This is a genomic window from Rhodococcus cerastii (assembly GCF_033042195.1).
Taxonomy (GTDB): Bacteria; Actinomycetota; Actinomycetes; order Mycobacteriales; family Mycobacteriaceae; genus Rhodococcoides.
This window is the reverse complement of the sequence record NZ_JAWLKF010000015.1, coordinates 36,752-53,895: the sequence shown is the minus strand read 5'-3', so window position 1 is coordinate 53,895 and position 17,144 is coordinate 36,752. Positions and strand designations below refer to the sequence as shown.

Annotated in this window: 13 protein-coding genes; 1 reads left to right on the top strand and 12 read right to left on the bottom strand. The window is 65.5% G+C overall.

What is annotated here, in order from left to right; translation table 11 throughout:
* Window position 1: 1 nt before the first annotated feature.
* The 8 genes from R3P93_RS20990 to R3P93_RS20955 form a co-directional block, all read right to left on the bottom strand.
* Window positions 2-1,660, bottom strand: coding sequence for a substrate-binding and VWA domain-containing protein (locus R3P93_RS20990; protein WP_255183150.1), 1,659 nt, complete (start codon window positions 1,658-1,660; stop codon window positions 2-4).
* A gap of 67 nt (window positions 1,661-1,727) precedes the next feature.
* Window positions 1,728-3,902, bottom strand: a complete 2,175-nt coding sequence (locus tag R3P93_RS20985; RefSeq protein WP_317533977.1) for a malate synthase G — start codon at window positions 3,900-3,902, stop codon at window positions 1,728-1,730.
* Window positions 3,903-3,967: 65 nt separating this feature from the next.
* Window positions 3,968-4,882, bottom strand: a complete 915-nt coding sequence (locus tag R3P93_RS20980) for a 3-methyladenine DNA glycosylase (RefSeq protein WP_068047392.1) — start codon at window positions 4,880-4,882, stop codon at window positions 3,968-3,970.
* Entirely contained in the window at window positions 4,883-6,019 is a 1,137-nt protein-coding gene (locus R3P93_RS20975) for a hemolysin family protein (protein ID WP_317533976.1), read from the bottom strand. It abuts the gene before it with no gap.
* Entirely contained in the window at window positions 6,012-7,391 is a 1,380-nt protein-coding gene (locus R3P93_RS20970; RefSeq protein ID WP_317533975.1) for a hemolysin family protein, read from the bottom strand. Before R3P93_RS20970 ends, R3P93_RS20975 begins: the two co-directional genes overlap by 8 nt.
* Before the next feature lie 347 nt (window positions 7,392-7,738).
* Window positions 7,739-9,175 (bottom strand): GuaB1 family IMP dehydrogenase-related protein, encoded by a 1,437-nt coding sequence (locus R3P93_RS20965; protein WP_068047388.1) that lies wholly within the window; start codon window positions 9,173-9,175, stop codon window positions 7,739-7,741.
* An 11-nt stretch (window positions 9,176-9,186) separates the two neighbouring features.
* On the bottom strand, window positions 9,187-10,086 hold the full coding sequence (locus R3P93_RS20960) for a DMT family transporter (protein WP_068047387.1): 900 nt from the start codon (window positions 10,084-10,086) through the stop codon (window positions 9,187-9,189).
* A complete protein-coding gene (locus R3P93_RS20955; RefSeq protein WP_317533974.1) occupies window positions 10,083-11,387 on the bottom strand; it encodes a DEAD/DEAH box helicase in 1,305 nt (434 codons plus the stop codon). The genes R3P93_RS20960 and R3P93_RS20955 overlap by 4 nt, the downstream gene beginning before the upstream one ends.
* Before the next feature lie 145 nt (window positions 11,388-11,532).
* Here R3P93_RS20955 and R3P93_RS20950 point away from each other — a divergent pair, with 145 nt between their 5' ends.
* Window positions 11,533-12,003, top strand: a complete 471-nt coding sequence (locus tag R3P93_RS20950) for a DUF4262 domain-containing protein (protein ID WP_317533973.1) — start codon at window positions 11,533-11,535, stop codon at window positions 12,001-12,003.
* Between the two features lie 64 nt (window positions 12,004-12,067).
* On the opposite strand, the gene gndA is transcribed toward R3P93_RS20950, so the two are convergent.
* The 4 genes from gndA to R3P93_RS20930 all read right to left on the bottom strand — a co-directional run bounded on the left by gndA (window position 12,068) and on the right by R3P93_RS20930 (window position 17,089).
* On the bottom strand, window positions 12,068-13,519 hold the full coding sequence (gndA, locus tag R3P93_RS20945) for an NADP-dependent phosphogluconate dehydrogenase (protein ID WP_094615060.1): 1,452 nt from the start codon (window positions 13,517-13,519) through the stop codon (window positions 12,068-12,070).
* 169 nt (window positions 13,520-13,688) lie between these two features.
* Window positions 13,689-15,416, bottom strand: a complete 1,728-nt coding sequence (locus R3P93_RS20940) for a DEAD/DEAH box helicase (RefSeq protein ID WP_394855339.1) — start codon at window positions 15,414-15,416, stop codon at window positions 13,689-13,691.
* A gap of 276 nt (window positions 15,417-15,692) precedes the next feature.
* Complete coding sequence (locus tag R3P93_RS20935; RefSeq protein WP_094641731.1) at window positions 15,693-16,649, bottom strand: M56 family metallopeptidase; 957 nt, start codon at window positions 16,647-16,649, stop codon at window positions 15,693-15,695.
* A 23-nt stretch (window positions 16,650-16,672) separates the two neighbouring features.
* On the bottom strand, window positions 16,673-17,089 hold the full coding sequence (locus R3P93_RS20930; protein ID WP_094641733.1) for a BlaI/MecI/CopY family transcriptional regulator: 417 nt from the start codon (window positions 17,087-17,089) through the stop codon (window positions 16,673-16,675).
* Between the last annotated feature and the right edge of the window lie 55 nt (window positions 17,090-17,144).

Genomic DNA, 17,144 nt, shown 5'->3' with positions numbered 1-17,144 from the left:
TCTAGTACAGCAACTTTCCGAGTAGATCGATGAATTCCGGTGAATCGGACGTCGGTACGGTCGTGGCAGTGCCGCCGGTACGGGCCGCGATGTCGGTGAACGCAGTCGCGTCGGGGTTGTCGCCGATCATCACCACGTTCACTGCGACCGGACGCGCGGCATCGGACACCGAGTTCAGGTCGGTGAGCAGTTCCTCGGGGGACATGGGCGAATCGTCCGGTCCATCGGTGACGAGGACCACCGAATTCACCCGGCCCGGAACGTATCCGGCCACAGCATCGGCGTACGCGACCAGCACGGATGCGAACGTGAACGACGCACCCGCGGGCGTCGACGCGGCCGCGCTGGATTCCAGAGCAGCCCGCCTGGACGTCGGCCCGATCGCAGCCGACATCGGCCCGGTCGGAACGTCGACCCGGAAGGGGAGTGAATTGTCCAGATCCTCGCCGAAGCTCCACAGCCCCAGCTCGGTGGCGTCGGGCACTCGCTGGAACTGCTCGCCGAGAGCGCGAACCGTGTTCTGCAGCCGAGTCGCGCTGCCTTCGGACGTGCCCATCGACTCGGATACGTCGAGCAGCACCGTGGCGCGGCGCGGCAGGACCGGGCTTCGCAGCACGGCCAGCAGTGCGTCGGCCACCGATCCGGAAGGAGCAGCGAGGGCATCGGCGTCCTGGGTCTCGCCGACGCCGAAGCCCGCATCCGTGAGCAATTGCGCACCGTCCGGCTGCCGGACGAAATCGACGAACGCGGCGGCCGCCCGAGTCGATGTCTCGTCGCCGGAGAGTACGGCCGCGGGATGATCGGCAACGGGAGTGGGGCCCTGAGGTTCGACGGCGGTCAACGTCGACGAATCGGTCGATGCCAGTTGCTGCTCGGTGACCGGGACCGCGTGGACGGGGGCATCGGAGCCGGGCGCGTTCTCCAGTGCCGCGAGCGCGTCGTAGGTGGTGGATTCGGACGTCGCGGAGGCTCCGGTGTCGGTGACGGCCAGCTCCGACACGGCCGAGACCACTTCTCTGGACGAGGCCTGTTCCAGGGTCAATTCGCTGGTCGGATCTTCGCGTATCCCGGCAGCGATTGCGGCGAGCGCCAGTGTGGTTGCGCCGGAATCGGATCCGGTCGGTAGTGCGAGACGGAGTGCGCCCCACTCGCCGAGGCCGAATGCCTGCGGATCACGTTGCAGGCGGACCAGGTCGGCCCAACTTGCCGTGGCCAGAGCGTCGGCCACGGCAGACGGCACTGCGAGCACTACCGGACTCGACGCCAGTGGCCGCGGGGTGCCGTCGACTGCCCCGCGGTCGGTCACGGCCTCCACGTCACCCGACGATCGAGGTATCCACAGGCCCGGCCGAGCACCGAGTGCGCCGACGTCCCAGTTGTCGATACCGGCGTTCAATGCCGTCCGCACAGCATCGGAGGCGGTAGCTCGAACCCGCACCGTCACACAGTGATCTCGCACCACCGGTGCGGTGTCGTTGAACCGGGAAGCCAGTTGTTCGACGGGTCCGGAGATGTCGGGATCGGCGGCGACAGTGAGCACCGCCGATCCCTCCACACATGTGTCGGCAGCTTCGACCCCTTGGTCGAATATACGATCCCGCAGTTGAAACCATCCGAAGACGGCCGCGACCAGCACCGCGATCGTGATCACGACGATCACGGGTCCGGCGGCTATCGAACGCCCGCGCCCTGTGTTCCGATGTTCACCCACGTGATCGACAAGTCCGTCAGGCGTTGACGGCCTTGTACTCCCGTCGGCGACGATGCAGGATCGGCTCGGTGTAGCCGTTGGGCTGGCTGGTGCCCTGGAAGATCAGGTCACTGGCAGCCTGGAAGGCGATGTTGGTGTCGAAGTCGGGAGCCAACGGCTTGTACGTCGGATCGGCTTCGTTCTGGCGGTCCACCACCGGTGCCATCCGCTTCAGCGACTCGCGCACCTGGTCTTCGGTGACGATGCCGTGGCGCAGCCAGTTCGCGATGAACTGACTCGAAATACGCAGCGTTGCACGGTCTTCCATGAGTGCGATGTCGTTGATGTCGGGCACCTTCGAGCAGCCGACGCCGTGGTCGATCCACCGCACCACGTAGCCCAGGATCGATTGCGAGTTGTTGTCGAGCTCGTTCTGCTTCTCCTCGTCGGTCCAGTCCGTGGACGGCGCGAGAGGAATTTCGAGAATGTCGTCGACGCTGGCCCGCTTGGCCTGTGCGATCTCGTGCTGGCGGGCGAAAACATCGACCTTGTGATAGTGCAGGGCATGCAAGGTCGCAGCGGTAGGTGAGGGAACCCACGCGGTGTTGGCTCCGGCCTTGGGGTGGCCGATCTTCTGCTCGAGCATGTCGTGCATCAGATCGGGCATGGCCCACATGCCCTTACCGATCTGCGCCTTGCCTTCGAGGCCTGCAGCCAGACCGGTGTCGACGTTGAAGTCCTCGTAGGCCGCGATCCACTTCTCGCCCTTCATCGCGCCCTTGCGTACGACGGGACCCGCCTCCATCGAGGTGTGGATCTCGTCGCCGGTGCGGTCGAGGAAGCCGGTGTTGATGAACACGACCCGCTCGGATGCGGCCTGGATGCACGATTTGAGGTTGACCGTCGTGCGGCGTTCCTCGTCCATGATGCCGACCTTGAGTGTGTTGGTCGGAAGGCCGAGGACCTGCTCGACACGGCCGAACAGCTCCGCGGTGAACGCGACCTCGTCCGGTCCGTGCATCTTGGGCTTGACGATGTACAGCGAACCGGTGCGTGAGTTGGACAGCACGTTGTCCGAGGTCAGCGAGTGCATACCGGCCAGCGAGGTGAACAGCGCGTCGAGAATTCCCTCGGGCACCTCGTTGCCGTCGGCATCGAGGATCGCATCCGAAGTCATCAGGTGACCGACGTTGCGGACGAACAGCAGCGAGCGACCGTGCAGTGTCAGTTCCGAACCGTCGACCGAGGTGTAGGTGCGGTCCTTGTTCATCGCACGAGTGAAGCTCTTGCCACCCTTGGAGACTTCCTCGGTCAAGTCGCCCTTCATCAGACCGAGCCAGTTGCGGTAGCCGAGGACCTTGTCGTCCGCATCGACTGCAGCGACGGAGTCCTCGAAGTCCATGATGGTGGTGACAGCGGACTCGAGCAGAACGTCCTTGACTCCCGCGCCGTCGGTCTTGCCGATCGGGCTCTCGGGGTCGATCTGGATCTCGAAGTGCAAGCCGTTGTGGACGAACAGGATCGCCGACGGCGCATCCGGGGTGCCCTGGTAGCCGAGCAGCTGTGACGGATCCTTCAGCCCGACGGTGCTTCCGTCGGCGAGAGTCACCGTCAGAGACGCTGCGTCGACGACGTATCCGGTGGTACCGACGTGCGAACCGGAACTCAGGGGCAACGCTTCGTCGAGGAAGTCCCGCGCGAAGGCGATGACCTTGTCGCCGCGGACCCTGTTGTAGCTGGTGCCCTTCTCGGCACCGTCGGTCTCGGGAATGGCATCGGTTCCGTAGAGAGCGTCGTACAGCGAGCCCCACCGTGCGTTGGACGCGTTGATCGCGAACCGGGCATTGAGCACCGGCACGACGAGCTGCGGTCCGGCCGTGGTGGTGATCTCGGTGTCGACACCGGAGGTGCTGATCTGGAAGTCGGCCGGCTCGTCGAGCAGGTAGCCGATCTCCTTCAGGAATGCCTTGTACGCGGCGCGGTCGTAGTTCGGCCCCGCGTGCTCACCGTGCCAGGCGTCGACCTTGCCCTGGATCTCGTCGCGGACAGCGAGCAACGACTTGTTCTTGGGAGCGAGATCGGCGATCAGCGACGCGGCACCGGTCCAGAAGGCATCCGAATCCACTTCGGTACCCGGCAGCGCCTCCTTCTCGACGAAATCGAATAGGACCTTGGCGACCTGAAGTCCACCAGCCTGCACACGATCGGTCATGAATTCCTCACTCTTTCCGGTCATGGACACCGGTGACCGGTGTCCCCACGACAACGCTGTCGATGTTACTCGGCGGTAGGTCCGACGCCGAACTCGCCGCCGATCAGTAAATTCTGGCATCGAGCGATCAACGCCGAGCGCAGAGGTGCCGCTTCGCTCGACAACTCTCCCTGCGCGCGCACATATTCCGCTCGTCCGGCCGCGGTCTCTATTCGAATGGGTTCGAGATCGTAGTCACTCAGGTCGTACGGGCTCGCGCGCATGTCGATCGTTCGCGCGTGCAGAGCCAGCTCGAAGCAGTCGGTGAGAAACTCGGAATCGATCAGCGGTCCCAGCTTGTAGCACCACTTGTACAGATCCATCGAGGCGTGAATGCACCCGGGTTGCTCGGATGTCAGACGCGACTCCGCCGACAGCGTAAGAGCATTGCGCGGCGCAGCATCGGGAGTGAAGAAGCGGAAGGCGTCGTAGTGAGTGCACCGCAACGTCATCGAATCGACCACGGCATCGGTTCCGTCGTGTCCCAGACGCAGTGGCACCTGCTCGTGACGCTGCGCCGACGTTCCCCCGCGGTAAACCATCGCCCACTCGTGCAGTCCGAAACATCCGAGCACCGGCGGCCTGTCTCGGGTGGCGGAGAGCAGGCCGAGGGTGAATTCGATGCTCGATCGTCGACGCTCGACCAGATCCGACCGCACCCGAAAACCCGGGCCGTCGGCGGTGTCCACCTGCTCGTAGGACGCGAACTCCGCGTAGTCACGCGCACGATCGCCGGTGAGTACGACGCCGTGACCTGGATTCCATCGGCGTAGCTGACCCGGGCGGTGACTGTAGTAGGTGAACAGAAAATCGAGCACCGGATGGACGCCGCCGTGGCCCCGGTCGGTCAGATAATCACCGACGAGGTTCTCCACCCGCGCCGTATGCGCAGCACGACGAGCGGTCCACTGCCCTTCGCTCACCAACGTCGAATTGGGCATTCACGCGTTCCGTGGGGGAGTGGTCGCAGGCTTGAAGTTGGACGACGATTGACCCGGACGGGGACCGGCCACCCGGTGTGTGCCGTCCCGAACCGTACCGACGAACTCCTCGACCAGGTCCTCGAGCGCGACGATACCGACCGTGGCACCGGTCGCGTCGTGCACGGCACCGAGGTGGCTGCTGGCCCGACGCAACTTGGTCAACGCGTCGTCGAGCACCGTGTCGATGGAGACCACCGGCAGTGCTCGCACTTCAGTGCGGGGAATGACCGTGTCCGGTCCTGCCGACTCGTCGGCCATGTCGTCGAGTACGTCCTTGAGGTGCAGGTAGCCCACAAGTGCACCCGAGGCGTCGCGAACCGGATAGCGCGAGAATCCCGTTTCGATGACGGCTCGTTCGACCGAGCCCAGGGTGGGTCCGAGGGTGTGATCGGGACCGGACAACTCGATACTGCGAACCTGGTGCGAGGGAATCAGAACCTCACCCACCGTTCGGCCGGACGTCTCGAGCGCCTGCCGCAATCGTCGATGCTCCTCGGCGTCGATCAATCCCTCGGATCGTGATTCGCCGATCATCTGCGACAACTCGACCGCCGACACCGACGAACTCAGCTCGTCCTTGGGTTCGATCCGCAGCAGTCGAAGGGTGAGGTTGGCGCACATGTTGTAGAACGAGATCAGCGGCAGCGCCACCTTGATGAACAGCAGATGGATGGGCACCAGAATCATGGCGGTGCTCTCCGGGCCCGCGATGGCGATGTTCTTGGGCACCATCTCGCCGACGAGAATGTGCAGCACGACCACGAGCGTCAGCGCGATGGCGAAGGCGATCGGATGCAGGAAGGACTCGGGAATGCCGACTGCCTCGAGCGGAACCTCGATCAGGTGTGCCACCGCGGGCTCCGCCACGCGACCGAGAAGGATCGAGCAGATCGTGATGCCGAGCTGTGCGGCGGCGAGCATCTGCGACAGGTTCTGACCGGCCTCGATCACGCTCTGGGCGCGCTTCTTGCCTTGCGCGAGCAGAGCTTCGAGGCGATCCCGCCGAGCCGAGATCAGTGCGAACTCGGCGCCGACGAAGAATGCGTTGCCGGCGAGCAGCAGAACAGCGAGACCGACTCCGAGGAAATTACCCACCGATCTCACCGTCCGATCTCATCCGAGCCACCGCTGCCGCGTCGACGGGCAGGAGCACCACCCGGTCGATGCGGCGGCCGTCCATACGAATCACCCGTGCCACCCAACCGCCGTCTCGTTCGAGCGGATCCTCGTTGGCCGGGGGAGGCAACAGAACTGCGTCCCCCTCGGTCGGAATGCGACCCAACTCGGTCAGTACCAGACCGCCGATGGTTTCGTACTCGCCCTCCGGCGCGGAATACCCCGTGGCCGACGCGACCTCGTCGATACGCAGCAGGCCTGCGCAATCCCATCCGTCGCCCGACCTGGAGACGTCAAGCTCCGGCTCGTCGTGTTCGTCGCGCACGTCACCGACGATCTCCTCGATCAGATCCTCCATCGTGACCATGCCCGCGGTGCCGCCGTACTCGTCGACGACGAGCGCGACCTGCATACCGTCGGCGCGTACCCGTTCCATCACCGCGTCGCCGTCGAGGCTGGACGGTACGACAGGAACGTCGCGTGCCAGGGACTCGACCGTCGTCGAGCGACGGTGCGCTCCGGCGACGGTGAACGCATGCTTGATGTGAACGACGCCGATGGTGTCGTCCAGATCGCCGTCGACCACCGGAAAGCGCGAGAAGCCGGTCCGCGCCGCCGTTTCGATCAAATCGGCCACCGTGGCGTCGGTGGCGAGCGTTTCGATCTTGACTCGTGGCGTCATCAGTTCCTCGGCCGTGCGATCACCGAACTGCAACGATCGATCGACCAGTCGGGCGGTGTTCTCGTCGATCGATCCCTGCCGCGCCGACGTGCGGACCAGCGAACCCAGTTCCTGCGGCGATCGCGCGGATCTCAGTTCTTCCGCCGGTTCGATCCCGAGCCGGCGTACCAGCCAGTTCGCCGAGCCGTTGAGCCCGTTGATGGCCCATTTGAAGACCAGTGAGAACCCGGCCATTGCACCGGCGGTGACACGAGCGGTCGACATCGGTTTCGCAATGGCGATGTTCTTGGGAACCAGCTCACCGAAGATCATCGAGAACGACGTGGCCAGGATCAGCGCCACCGCGAGCGAGATGCCTGCGGAGAGGGTCTCGGATGCGCCCAGCGCGTCGGCCAGCGGCCGAATGAAGCCGGCCAGCACGGGTTCGGCCAGGTAACCGGTGATCAGTGTCGTGATGGTGATGCCGAGTTGGGCACCGGACAGCTGAAACGACAGTGTCTTGTGAGCGTGCAATACCTGGCGTGAGCGCAGGTCGCCGTTGTCGGCCTGTGACTCGACCGCACTGCGTTCGAGAGCGGTCAGAGAGAACTCGGCCGCAACGAACAGTGCGGTCCCGGCCGTCAGAGCGACGAAACCGAGCAGGCTGACGATGGTCAGAAGAAGTGCCACGCGTCAGCTCCGCCTGAGCCGGGACCGTCGAAGCTGGGACAGGAGCATCGCGCCGCCGGAATGCACGTGGTTGCCGGAATCTGAGTCGCCGGGTCTCTCTCCCGGCTCGATAGAGGATCCCTCCGAAGTGGAACCGTCGTCGTGTTGTTCCGCAGTTGCCGCTACGGCAACCGAGATAGTGGGTGCCTCGGGCACCTGATTCCCTTCTGTCCGGTTCGCGATGTGGTCCCACCCCGTGAGGAGCCGACCGTTCCGCCACACGTCGGGAATCGAATGCTCGAATGTCCGACGAGTGACGAGCGCGAACAACTGTGTTTGCTGTGGGTGAGTCTAACCGTGCCCGACCGTCACCACCCGGAGGGCAGGGGCCGTCCTTCGGCGAATCCGGCAGCGGACTGGACTCCCAGAACTGCTCGTTCGGCCAACTCCGGCAGCGAACGGGCACCCGCATACGTGCAGGTACTGCGAACTCCGGCACAGATGTGATCGATCAGGTCCTCGACACCGGGCCGATCGGGATCGAGGCGCATCCGCGAACTGGAAATGCCCTCCTCGAACAAGGCCTTGCGAGCCCGGTCGAACGCCCCATCGGTGGCGGTACGAGCGGCAACGGCTCGCTTGGACGCCATACCGAAGCTCTCCTTGTACCGATTGCCGGATGCGTCCACCCGCAGGTCGCCCGGCGACTCGTACGTGCCGGCGAACCACGAGCCGATCATGACGTTCGCAGCGCCGGCAGCCAGTGCGAGAGCAACGTCACGTGGGTGGCGTACACCGCCGTCGGCCCACACCGAAGCCCCGAGTTCGGCTGCCGCAGCCGAACAATCGGCGACAGCCGAGAACTGGGGGCGTCCGACGCCGGTCATCATGCGTGTCGTGCACATCGCTCCCGGCCCGACACCGACCTTGACGATGTCCGCGCCCGCCTCCACCAGATCGCGCGTCCCCTGCGCGGACACCACATTGCCGGCCGCCAGGGGAACGCCGAGATCGAGGGAGCGCACGGCAGCGAGGGCTTCGAGCATCTTCTGCTGATGCCCGTGAGCGGTGTCCATCACGAGCACATCGGCCCCGGCCTCGACCAGTGCGGTCGCCTTCTCGGCCACGTTGCCGTTGATGCCGACCGCAGCAGCGATACGGAGGCGACCCGACGCGTCGACTGCAGGCGCGTAGATTCCGGTTCTGATCGCGCCGGTCCTGGTGACCACACCTGCCAGGGAGCCGTCGTTCTCGACGACGACGGCGAGGTGGGCGTGTGCCGCCTCCATCAGCTCGAAAACTTCCTTGGGCGACGCGTGGCGAGGGGCTCGCACGAAATCGGCCGACGCCACGGAACTGAGCCGCGCGAATCGGTCGACGTCGGCGCAGGCACCCTCGGACACGACTCCGATCGGCTTGCCGTGTTCGACGATCACGACCGACCCGTGTGCACGCTTGTGCATCAGCGCCAAGGCATCGGACACGGATGCGTTGGGGCCGAGGACGACCGGTGTGTCCGCGATCAGGTCGCGACTCTTGACGAATGCGACGGTTTCGGCGACGGCTTCGGTGGGGAGATCCTGCGGGATCACTGCGATCGCTCCGCGACGTGCGACGGTTTCGGCCATACGCCGACCCGACACCGCCGTCATGTTCGACACGACGATCGGAATGGTCGTTCCCGAGCCGTCGACCGTACTGAGGTCGACATCGAATCGCGACGTGACGTCGGTTCGGTTGGGGACGAGGAAGACATCGTCGTAGGTGAGATCGTAGGGCGGCTGATGACCATCGAGGAACTGCACGTTGATCGAGACTACCGGTCGGGCTGGATCGGCGGGGTCGACGCCCCGTCCACCGTCTCCCTTTCGATGCGAGTCGACGCCTGGGTCTGAGACAGTCGAATCGTCGCGGCGATCATGACGGACACCGCTACGGCGATGACGGCGAGGGAAGCCCCGTCGGTTCTGATTCGCTCGTCCAGGACCGTGATGCCGATGAACGCAGCGCCGAGGGGCTCGCCGATCGTGACGGCAGGCATGGACGCGGACAGCGGACCGACTTGAAACGCGCGTTGTTGGAGGTAGAAGCCGAGAACTCCCGATCCGACGAGGGCGTAGGTCTGCCAGGCCGTCAACGCGCCGAACCTCTCGTTCTCCACGAGGTCGGTGACCAACTTCGTCAGAGCCGCGGCCAGACCGAACAGCAACCCTCCAGCGGCTCCGAGCAACAGGGCCCGCACACCGGGGGCGGTCAGGAGCAGACCTCCCACTGCTGCGCCGCCGATCACGACCGCGGCGACGATCAGAGGAACGATCCAGTCGGACAGAGGGGCGTCGGTGTCACCTTCGCTGGGGTCGCCGACCACGATGAACACCGCGAGGGCGGCGGCAAGCAGGAATGCGAGCACCCACGTCGAAGCAGGGAGAACCCGGCCCGCCAATTTCGCCGACATCGGGAGTGCGAACAGCAGGGCGGTGACGAGCAACGGCTGCACGACCAGGACCGAACCGACCCACAGTGCAGCGATCTGAACGGCGTAGCCGCCCCCGTCGCCGAGTACGCCCACCCACCATCTGGGGCTTCGGATCAGAGCCGAGAGCAGTGACGTTCCCTCGGGGACCGACGCCGCGGCGCTCTGCTGTGCCACCGACGCACAGGCGAACAGGAATGCCGAAACCAGGGCGAGCGCGATCGACAACCACGAGGCGGTCACCCGCGTCGTCCTCTGTTGCCGCCCCGCCTGCCCCCGGTCCGCTCGCCTCGCTCGTGTCGGACGGGCGCAGCACCGCGCCGCGATCCACGTTGTGCCGGTGCTTCGACCGCTTCGGCCGGGAGCGGCCTGCCGATGGGTGTACGCGCCCCGGTCAATCGACGCCACGAGGTGGGATCGCTCTCGGTGTCGACCACCGTTGCCGAGACACCGGCATCGCCCGCCATCGCGCACACGTGATCCACCTGTTCGGCCGTAGCCAACGTCACGACGGTTCCGCTGGATCCGGCGCGGGCGGTGCGACCTGCGCGATGCACGTAGTCCTTGGAATCCAGTGGTGGGTCCACGTGGACCACGAGGCTGACGTCGTCGACGTGAACCCCACGTGCCGCGACATCGGTCGCGATCAGCGCAGTCGATGCGCCGTCGCCGAAGGCGGCCAGCGAACGTGTGCGGTGCGCCTGAGTCTTGTTGCCGTGCAACGACGATACCGATACACCCAGCCGGCGACAGTCGTCGGTGAGCCGGTCGACCGCGTGAGTGGTGCGGACGAACAGCAACGTGCGACCGTCCCTGTTGGCAAGTGCCGCAGCTACTTCTGTCTTGCGGGCAGCATCGACTCGAAACACGTAATGTGCGATGTCGGGTTCGCTCACCGACTCCGCGGTGGAATGTTCGGCCGGATCGCTGAGGAACTTCTCGACCAGGCGGTCGACGTCTCCGTCCAGGGTCGCCGAGAACAGCAACCGCTGGCCGCCGGTCGGTGTCGCAGCGAGAAGTGAATCGACCTGGGGCAGAAAGCCCATGTCCACCATGCGATCTGCCTCGTCTATCACGGTGACCTCCACCCGATTCAACGTGATCGAACGACGCTCGAGGAGATCGTTGAGGCGACCGGGTGTGGCCACCACGATGTCGATTCCGCGCTGTATCTCTCGGACATTGCGCTCGAGCGGAACGCCGCCGACCACGCCGACGCTGCGCAGGCCGAACGTCGCACCATGGATGTCGAGCACTTCCTGGATCTGGAGCGCGAGTTCGCGAGTGGGAGCCAGCACGAGTCCACGCGGTGCACCGGGCTCGCTGCGTCGGCCGGCAAGCCGCACGAGCAGCGGAAGCCCGAACGCGAGAGTCTTGCCGGATCCGGTCGGAGCACGGCCCAGCACATCGCGGCCCGCGAGCGCATCGGGCAGGGCGGCGGACTGGATCGGAAACGGCTCGGAGACACCCGCTTTCCTGAGCGAGTGCACGAGAACCACGGGCAGTCCCAGTTCTGCGAACGATCGAACGGATTGACCCGGCATGGCTGTGACCATACCGCTGCGTCGGCCGTGCGTCGGAATCCTCTTGTCGGTGCCCCGCGCAATACTCGGGGCAGAACGCATGTTCGATCGGCGTTCGACACCGTGATTGCCGAGGGGGCGATCGCACGCAGAGTGTGGGGGAGCTATGTGCAAGATGTGTCAGGGCTACAGCGTCGACGAGTACATCGAGGGCGTGATACGCACCATCGACAGGTGTGGCTGGGCCCTGCAGTACGTCGAATCGGAAGTCGATCCCGACGGTATCCATCCGGCGTTCTGCTACACGGTCGGTCTCACGAATTTCGGTAGCCCGGAGATCGTCCTGACGGGGCGCGGGCCGCACGAGTCCTCGAGAATTCTCAATTCGCTCGGCGCATCGGTGGTCTCGGGAATGCTGGAGGTCGAATCCGGAATCGGTTGCACTGCAGCAGGATTCGAGCTGTTCACCATCGAAGTACCGGACTGTGCGGATATTCTGTACACCGCATCCGACGTGTACGGCCAAGGGTGCTTCAGTGCGGTGCAGGCGGTGTGGAAGGACCTGGAAGGTGCCCTGCCGTGGGAGGGCATCCCGTCGACGGTGGTCCAACCGATACTCGGGCCGGTGCCCGTCTGACCGGGGTACCCAGCACCGGTGGCGCTGCGTGATGCACGCAGCGCCGCCGGCGGGCGGTCGTCGGTCAGGCTTCTATTTCGGAACGATCGCCGCTCCACAGAGTGTGGAACTTTCCTTCCGAGTCGGTTCGCTCGTAGGTGTGCGCCCCGAAGAAATCTCGCTGTCCCTGTGTCAGAGCGGCAGGTAGACGCTCTGCCCGCAACGCGTCGTAGTAGGAGAGCGAGGACGCGAACGCGGGGACCGGAATGCCCAACGAAGCCGCGGTGATGACGACCCGACGCCAGCTGTCGATGGCGTTCTCGATGGCATCACGGAAGTACGGGGCCAGGATCAAGCTCGGCAGTTCGGCGTTGTCGTCGTACGCGTCCTTGATGCGATCGAGGAACCGCGCGCGAATGATGCAGCCACCGCGCCAGATCGTGGCGAGGTCGCCGGGATGCAGATTCCAGTCGTATTCGGCACTGCCCGCGGCGATCTGGTCGAAGCCCTGTGCGTAGGCGACGATCTTCGACGCGTACAGAGCCCGACTGATGTCGTGTGTGAACTGCTCCGCGTCGGTCGGCTTGTCGGCCAGTGTTCCCGAGGCGAGTCCTACGGCTGCCTTGCGCTGAGCGCGTGACCCCGACAGAGCCCGAGCGAACACCGCCTCGGCGATACCGGTGACGGGAACCCCGAGGTCCAGGGCCGCCTTGACCGTCCAGCGACCGGTGCCCTTCTGTTCGGCAGCATCGACGATCACGTCGACGAGAGGCTGACCGGTCTTGGCGTCGACCTGCCGAAGAACCTCGGCGGTGATCTCGACGAGGTAGCTCTCCAGATCACCGTTGTTCCATTCGGTGAACACGTCCGCTACCTGAGCCGGCGTGTAGCCGAGAGCGTCGCGGAACAGGTTGTACGCCTCACCGATGAGTTGCATATCGGCGTATTCGATGCCGTTGTGGACCATCTTGACGAAGTGTCCGGAGCCGTCGGGGCCGATATGGGTGCAGCACGGCGTGCCGTCGACCTGAGCTGCGATCGATTCCAATAGCGGACCCAGTGCCTTGTAGGACTCGGCCGGACCACCCGGCATGATCGACGGTCCGTTGAGCGCGCCTTCTTCGCCGCCGGAGATGCCGGCACCGACGAAGAGCAGTCCGCGCTCCTTCATGGCCGCCTCGCGACGAATGGTGTCGGTGTAGAGGGCATTACCACCGTCGATGATGATGTCGCCCTCCTCCATCGCGCCTGCGAGCTCCTCGATCACCGCGTCGGTCGGGTCGCCTGCCTTGACCATGATGAGCACTCGGCGCGGCTTCGCGAGAGCGGCGACGAACTCCTCGATGGTTTCGGTGCGAACGAAGTTGCCCTCGGTGCCGTGCTCGGCGATCAGGGCATCGGTCTTGGCGACACTGCGGTTGTGCAATGCGACGGTGTGGCCGTGATGGGCGAAGTTGCGGGCGATGTTGGAGCCCATGACGGCGAGTCCGGTGACTCCGATCTGAGCCAGTTCTGTCGGTTCTGCTGCTGAGGTCATACAGACAGCTTTCCCTGCCGAGAGATTTCGCGCGAGCCAACCCCCCCGGCCGGTGCCGAACCCGACCACCGGCAACGACAACGGGTGCCGCATTCGCGAAGAATGCGGCACCCGTTGTGTTCGAGTGGTGCTGTGCCGGTCGGGTCACGACCTCACGGTGACGAACCGATCAGTGGCTGCGAGCCGGACCGTCGAAACCGTCGTACGAACGGCGTTCCGTGCGGCTGCGGAAGCCTCCGGAGCGGTGCTCGTCCTGGCGGGGGCCGGACGCGGGACGACGGTTGTCGGATCCACGACCCTCGTAGCCGCGGCCCTCGGAGCGACGCGGGCGGTCGCCCTGGTAGCCCTCGCTGCTGCGGGGGTTGGAGCCCTGGTAGCCCTCGCTGCTGCGGGGGTTGGAGCCCTGGTATCCGCCGCTGCTGCGCGGGTTCGAGCCCTGGTATCCGGTGCGGGGGCGGTCACCCTGGTAGCCCTCACTGCTGCGCGGGTTCGAGCCCTGGTATCCGCCGCCACTGCGGGGGTTGGAGCCCTGGTATCCGCCGCCACTGCGGGGGTTGGAGCCCTGGTATCCGCCGCTACGGGGGTTGGAGCCCTGGTAGCCGGGACGGCTGTTCCGGTCACGAGGAGCGGACTCGGCGCGCAGAGGCTCACCGGTCGGCTTCTTCGCCCCGGTGATGCTGTTCAGCTCGGCCGAACCGGGCGAGACGTTGACGGCAGTGGCCTTGACGCCGGCCATACCGGTCAGACGCAGAACCTGACGACGCTGGTTGGGGAGCACGATCGCGACGACGGTGCCCTTCTCGCCTGCGCGTGCCGTGCGTCCTGCGCGGTGCAGGTAGTCCTTGTGGTCTGCGGGCGGATCGACGTGGACGACCAGGTCGATACCGTCGACGTGGATTCCGCGAGCAGCAACGTCGGTAGCGACGAGGACGGGGGTGCGGCCGTTCTTGAAACGCTCGAGAACGCGGGTGCGCTGGTTCTGAGCCTTGCCGCCGTGCAGCGACTCCGCGGCGATACCGAGCGCACGGAGGCGATCGGTGATCCCGTCGCAGCCCAGCTTGGTACGCGCGAACATGATGGTGCGACCGCCTTCGCGAGCACCGATCTCGGAGAGAACGAGATCCTTCTGACCCCGGTCGACCATGAGGACGTAGTGATCCATGGTCCGGACGCTGGCTTTGCCGTCCTGGGTGGAGTGCTCGACGTGATCGGGCAGGAACTGGCGTACCAGTGACTGAACCTCACGGTCGAGAGTGGCCGAGAACAGCATGCGCTGTCCGTCTGCCGGGGTATCGGCAAGCACTGCACGCACCTCGGGCAGGAAGCCCATGTCGGCCATCTGATCGGCCTCGTCGAGCGCGGTGATCTCGATGGAGTCCAGGATGCAGGTGCCCTGGCGGAGGTGATCGGCGAGGCGGCCGGGAGTGGCGACGAGGACGTCGACTCCGCGGCGGAGCTGCTCGACCTGCTTGTTGAACGGGGTACCGCCGACGGCGGGCATGACTCGCAGGCCCTGAGCGTTGGCGTAGGGAGCGAGGGATTCGACGACCTGGAAGGCGAGCTCGCGGGTGGGGACCAGCACGAGCGAACGCGGGCGCTTGGCGGCCGGGCGATCGGTGTGCAGCGACAGGCGCTGCAGGATCGGCAGGCCGAAGGCCAGGGTCTTACCCGAGCCGGTCTGCGCACGACCGAGGACATTCTTACCGGCGATCGCGTCGGGAAGCGCCTTCTCCTGGATGGGGGAGGGCACGGTGATCGAGTTGCGCGCCAATGCGGCGACGACAGCCTCGGGCAGTCCGAGATCGGCAAAGGTGAAGGCCGGTGCCGCTACGGGCGTCGGGACTGCCGTGGTGTCGGAAGTGGTGGAAACGGGTGTGTTGGAAACAGCGTGGGTCACGCAGTAAGGCCTCTCCGGATTACGGGCACGCCAATAAGCCCGAAGCTGAGAGCACCCGAAGAACCGGGAAACACGAAAACAGCCAGAACACATTGATACGAGCCAGGGCACTGTCACCTGGCCATCAGAATGCAGATGAGAACTGCATAAAGTGGGGCTGTTTGTGCCATTTCGATTGCTAGGTCGCGATGGCGACCGGTCTCTACTGTACGGGACGTACCGCCAATTGTTCGACTCGAGTCGATGTGACCTGTGCGACCCCGACCGCGTGCGAGCTCACCCGATGAGCTTGCTCAGTTCCTCCAGCCACGGCATGGCGACGTAGATCGTAGGAAGAACCAGGATCACCACGGCCGCCGCGTAGGCCGCCGCCGCGATGCGCACATCGCTACCCGGGCCGCTCAAGCGCTGCACACGGATGAGGGTGTGCGGCCCTCCGGCGGCCATTGCACCACGCGGGGCGGTGGACCCCGCGCACGTGACCAATGCCCTGGCCAACGGAGTGGGACCGGTGACCTTGACCGCCGAGTCGTCTGCGAGCAGCTCGACCAGCAGCTGCACGCTGCCGAGCGCCGACTTGCTACGGACGATCCGCGGGAAGGCTTCGTTGACGGCGGTGAACGCTTCGAGAACCAGATCGTGGCGGGCGCGCAGATGTGACCGCTCGTGGCTGAGGATCGCAGTGACCTCGGCCTCGGACAGGCTGGCCAACGTACCTCGACTCAGGACCACCCGCTGACGCAGACCGGGTAGGCAGTACGCGATCGGTTCGGCCGCGTCGAGTACCCGGATGTCTGCGTCGCGAAGGCCGCGAAAAGGGTTCTCTCCCAAGTCTGTTCGATCCAGCAGATCGACGAGCACGCGATGCCTCGAACGCCGGCGACGGGTTCTGACCGCTACCCGAACGACAGAGAACATGAGCTTGGCGCCGATGCCGAGCGTGATGGCGAGGACGACGACGTACAGAGTCCACAGGGGTAAACCGAGCGCGTCGATCTCGTCGGTCGGTGCCGTCGTGGGACGACCGTCAGGTCCGGGGACGAGCAGCAGTCCGCCGATCGCGAGGCCGGAGCTGAAAGCCGAGAGCACCGCGGCGAGAGCAATTGCCTGCCACAGCACCAGGGCGGCGCGCGGTGACCGGTACGGCCAACTCGCGCGCGCGAGCACTGCCGGAACCGGCCCAGCCAGGATCAGCGCGAGTACTGCGAATACCAGCGCAGTCGTCGAGTTCATGTCCTCACCTACTGCCGCGAGCGTCAGTCCGTCGGACGGCGATCTCCAGCCGAAGGGGACTTCGATGTCGATTGTGCCACTTCCAACGCGGCAAGCGCCTCACGGAGGGCGTCGGCTTCGTCGGCCCCCACCTGACCGACGAAGTGCACGAGTGCCGCTGCGCGTCCACCCGACGCCGGTGCCTGCGACAGCGCGTCGACCATGAGGCTCGCGACCAGCTCGTCGCGGCCGTGCAACGGTGCGTAGCGGTGCGCTCTGTCGTCGCGTTGCTGGACGACCAACTTCTTCTTCGCCAGCCGCTGCAGCACCGTCATCACCGTCGTGTACGCGAGTTCGCGATGCGTCGCGAGTGCCTCGTGGACCTGTCGAACGGTCTGGGGATCCGACGACTCCCACAGATGGTCCATCACTGCGCGCTCTAGTTCACCAAGACCAGCCATTCGTCCGAGTCTACGGCTAGTCCGACGCGGATGCGTACTACTCGTGGTAGTACCG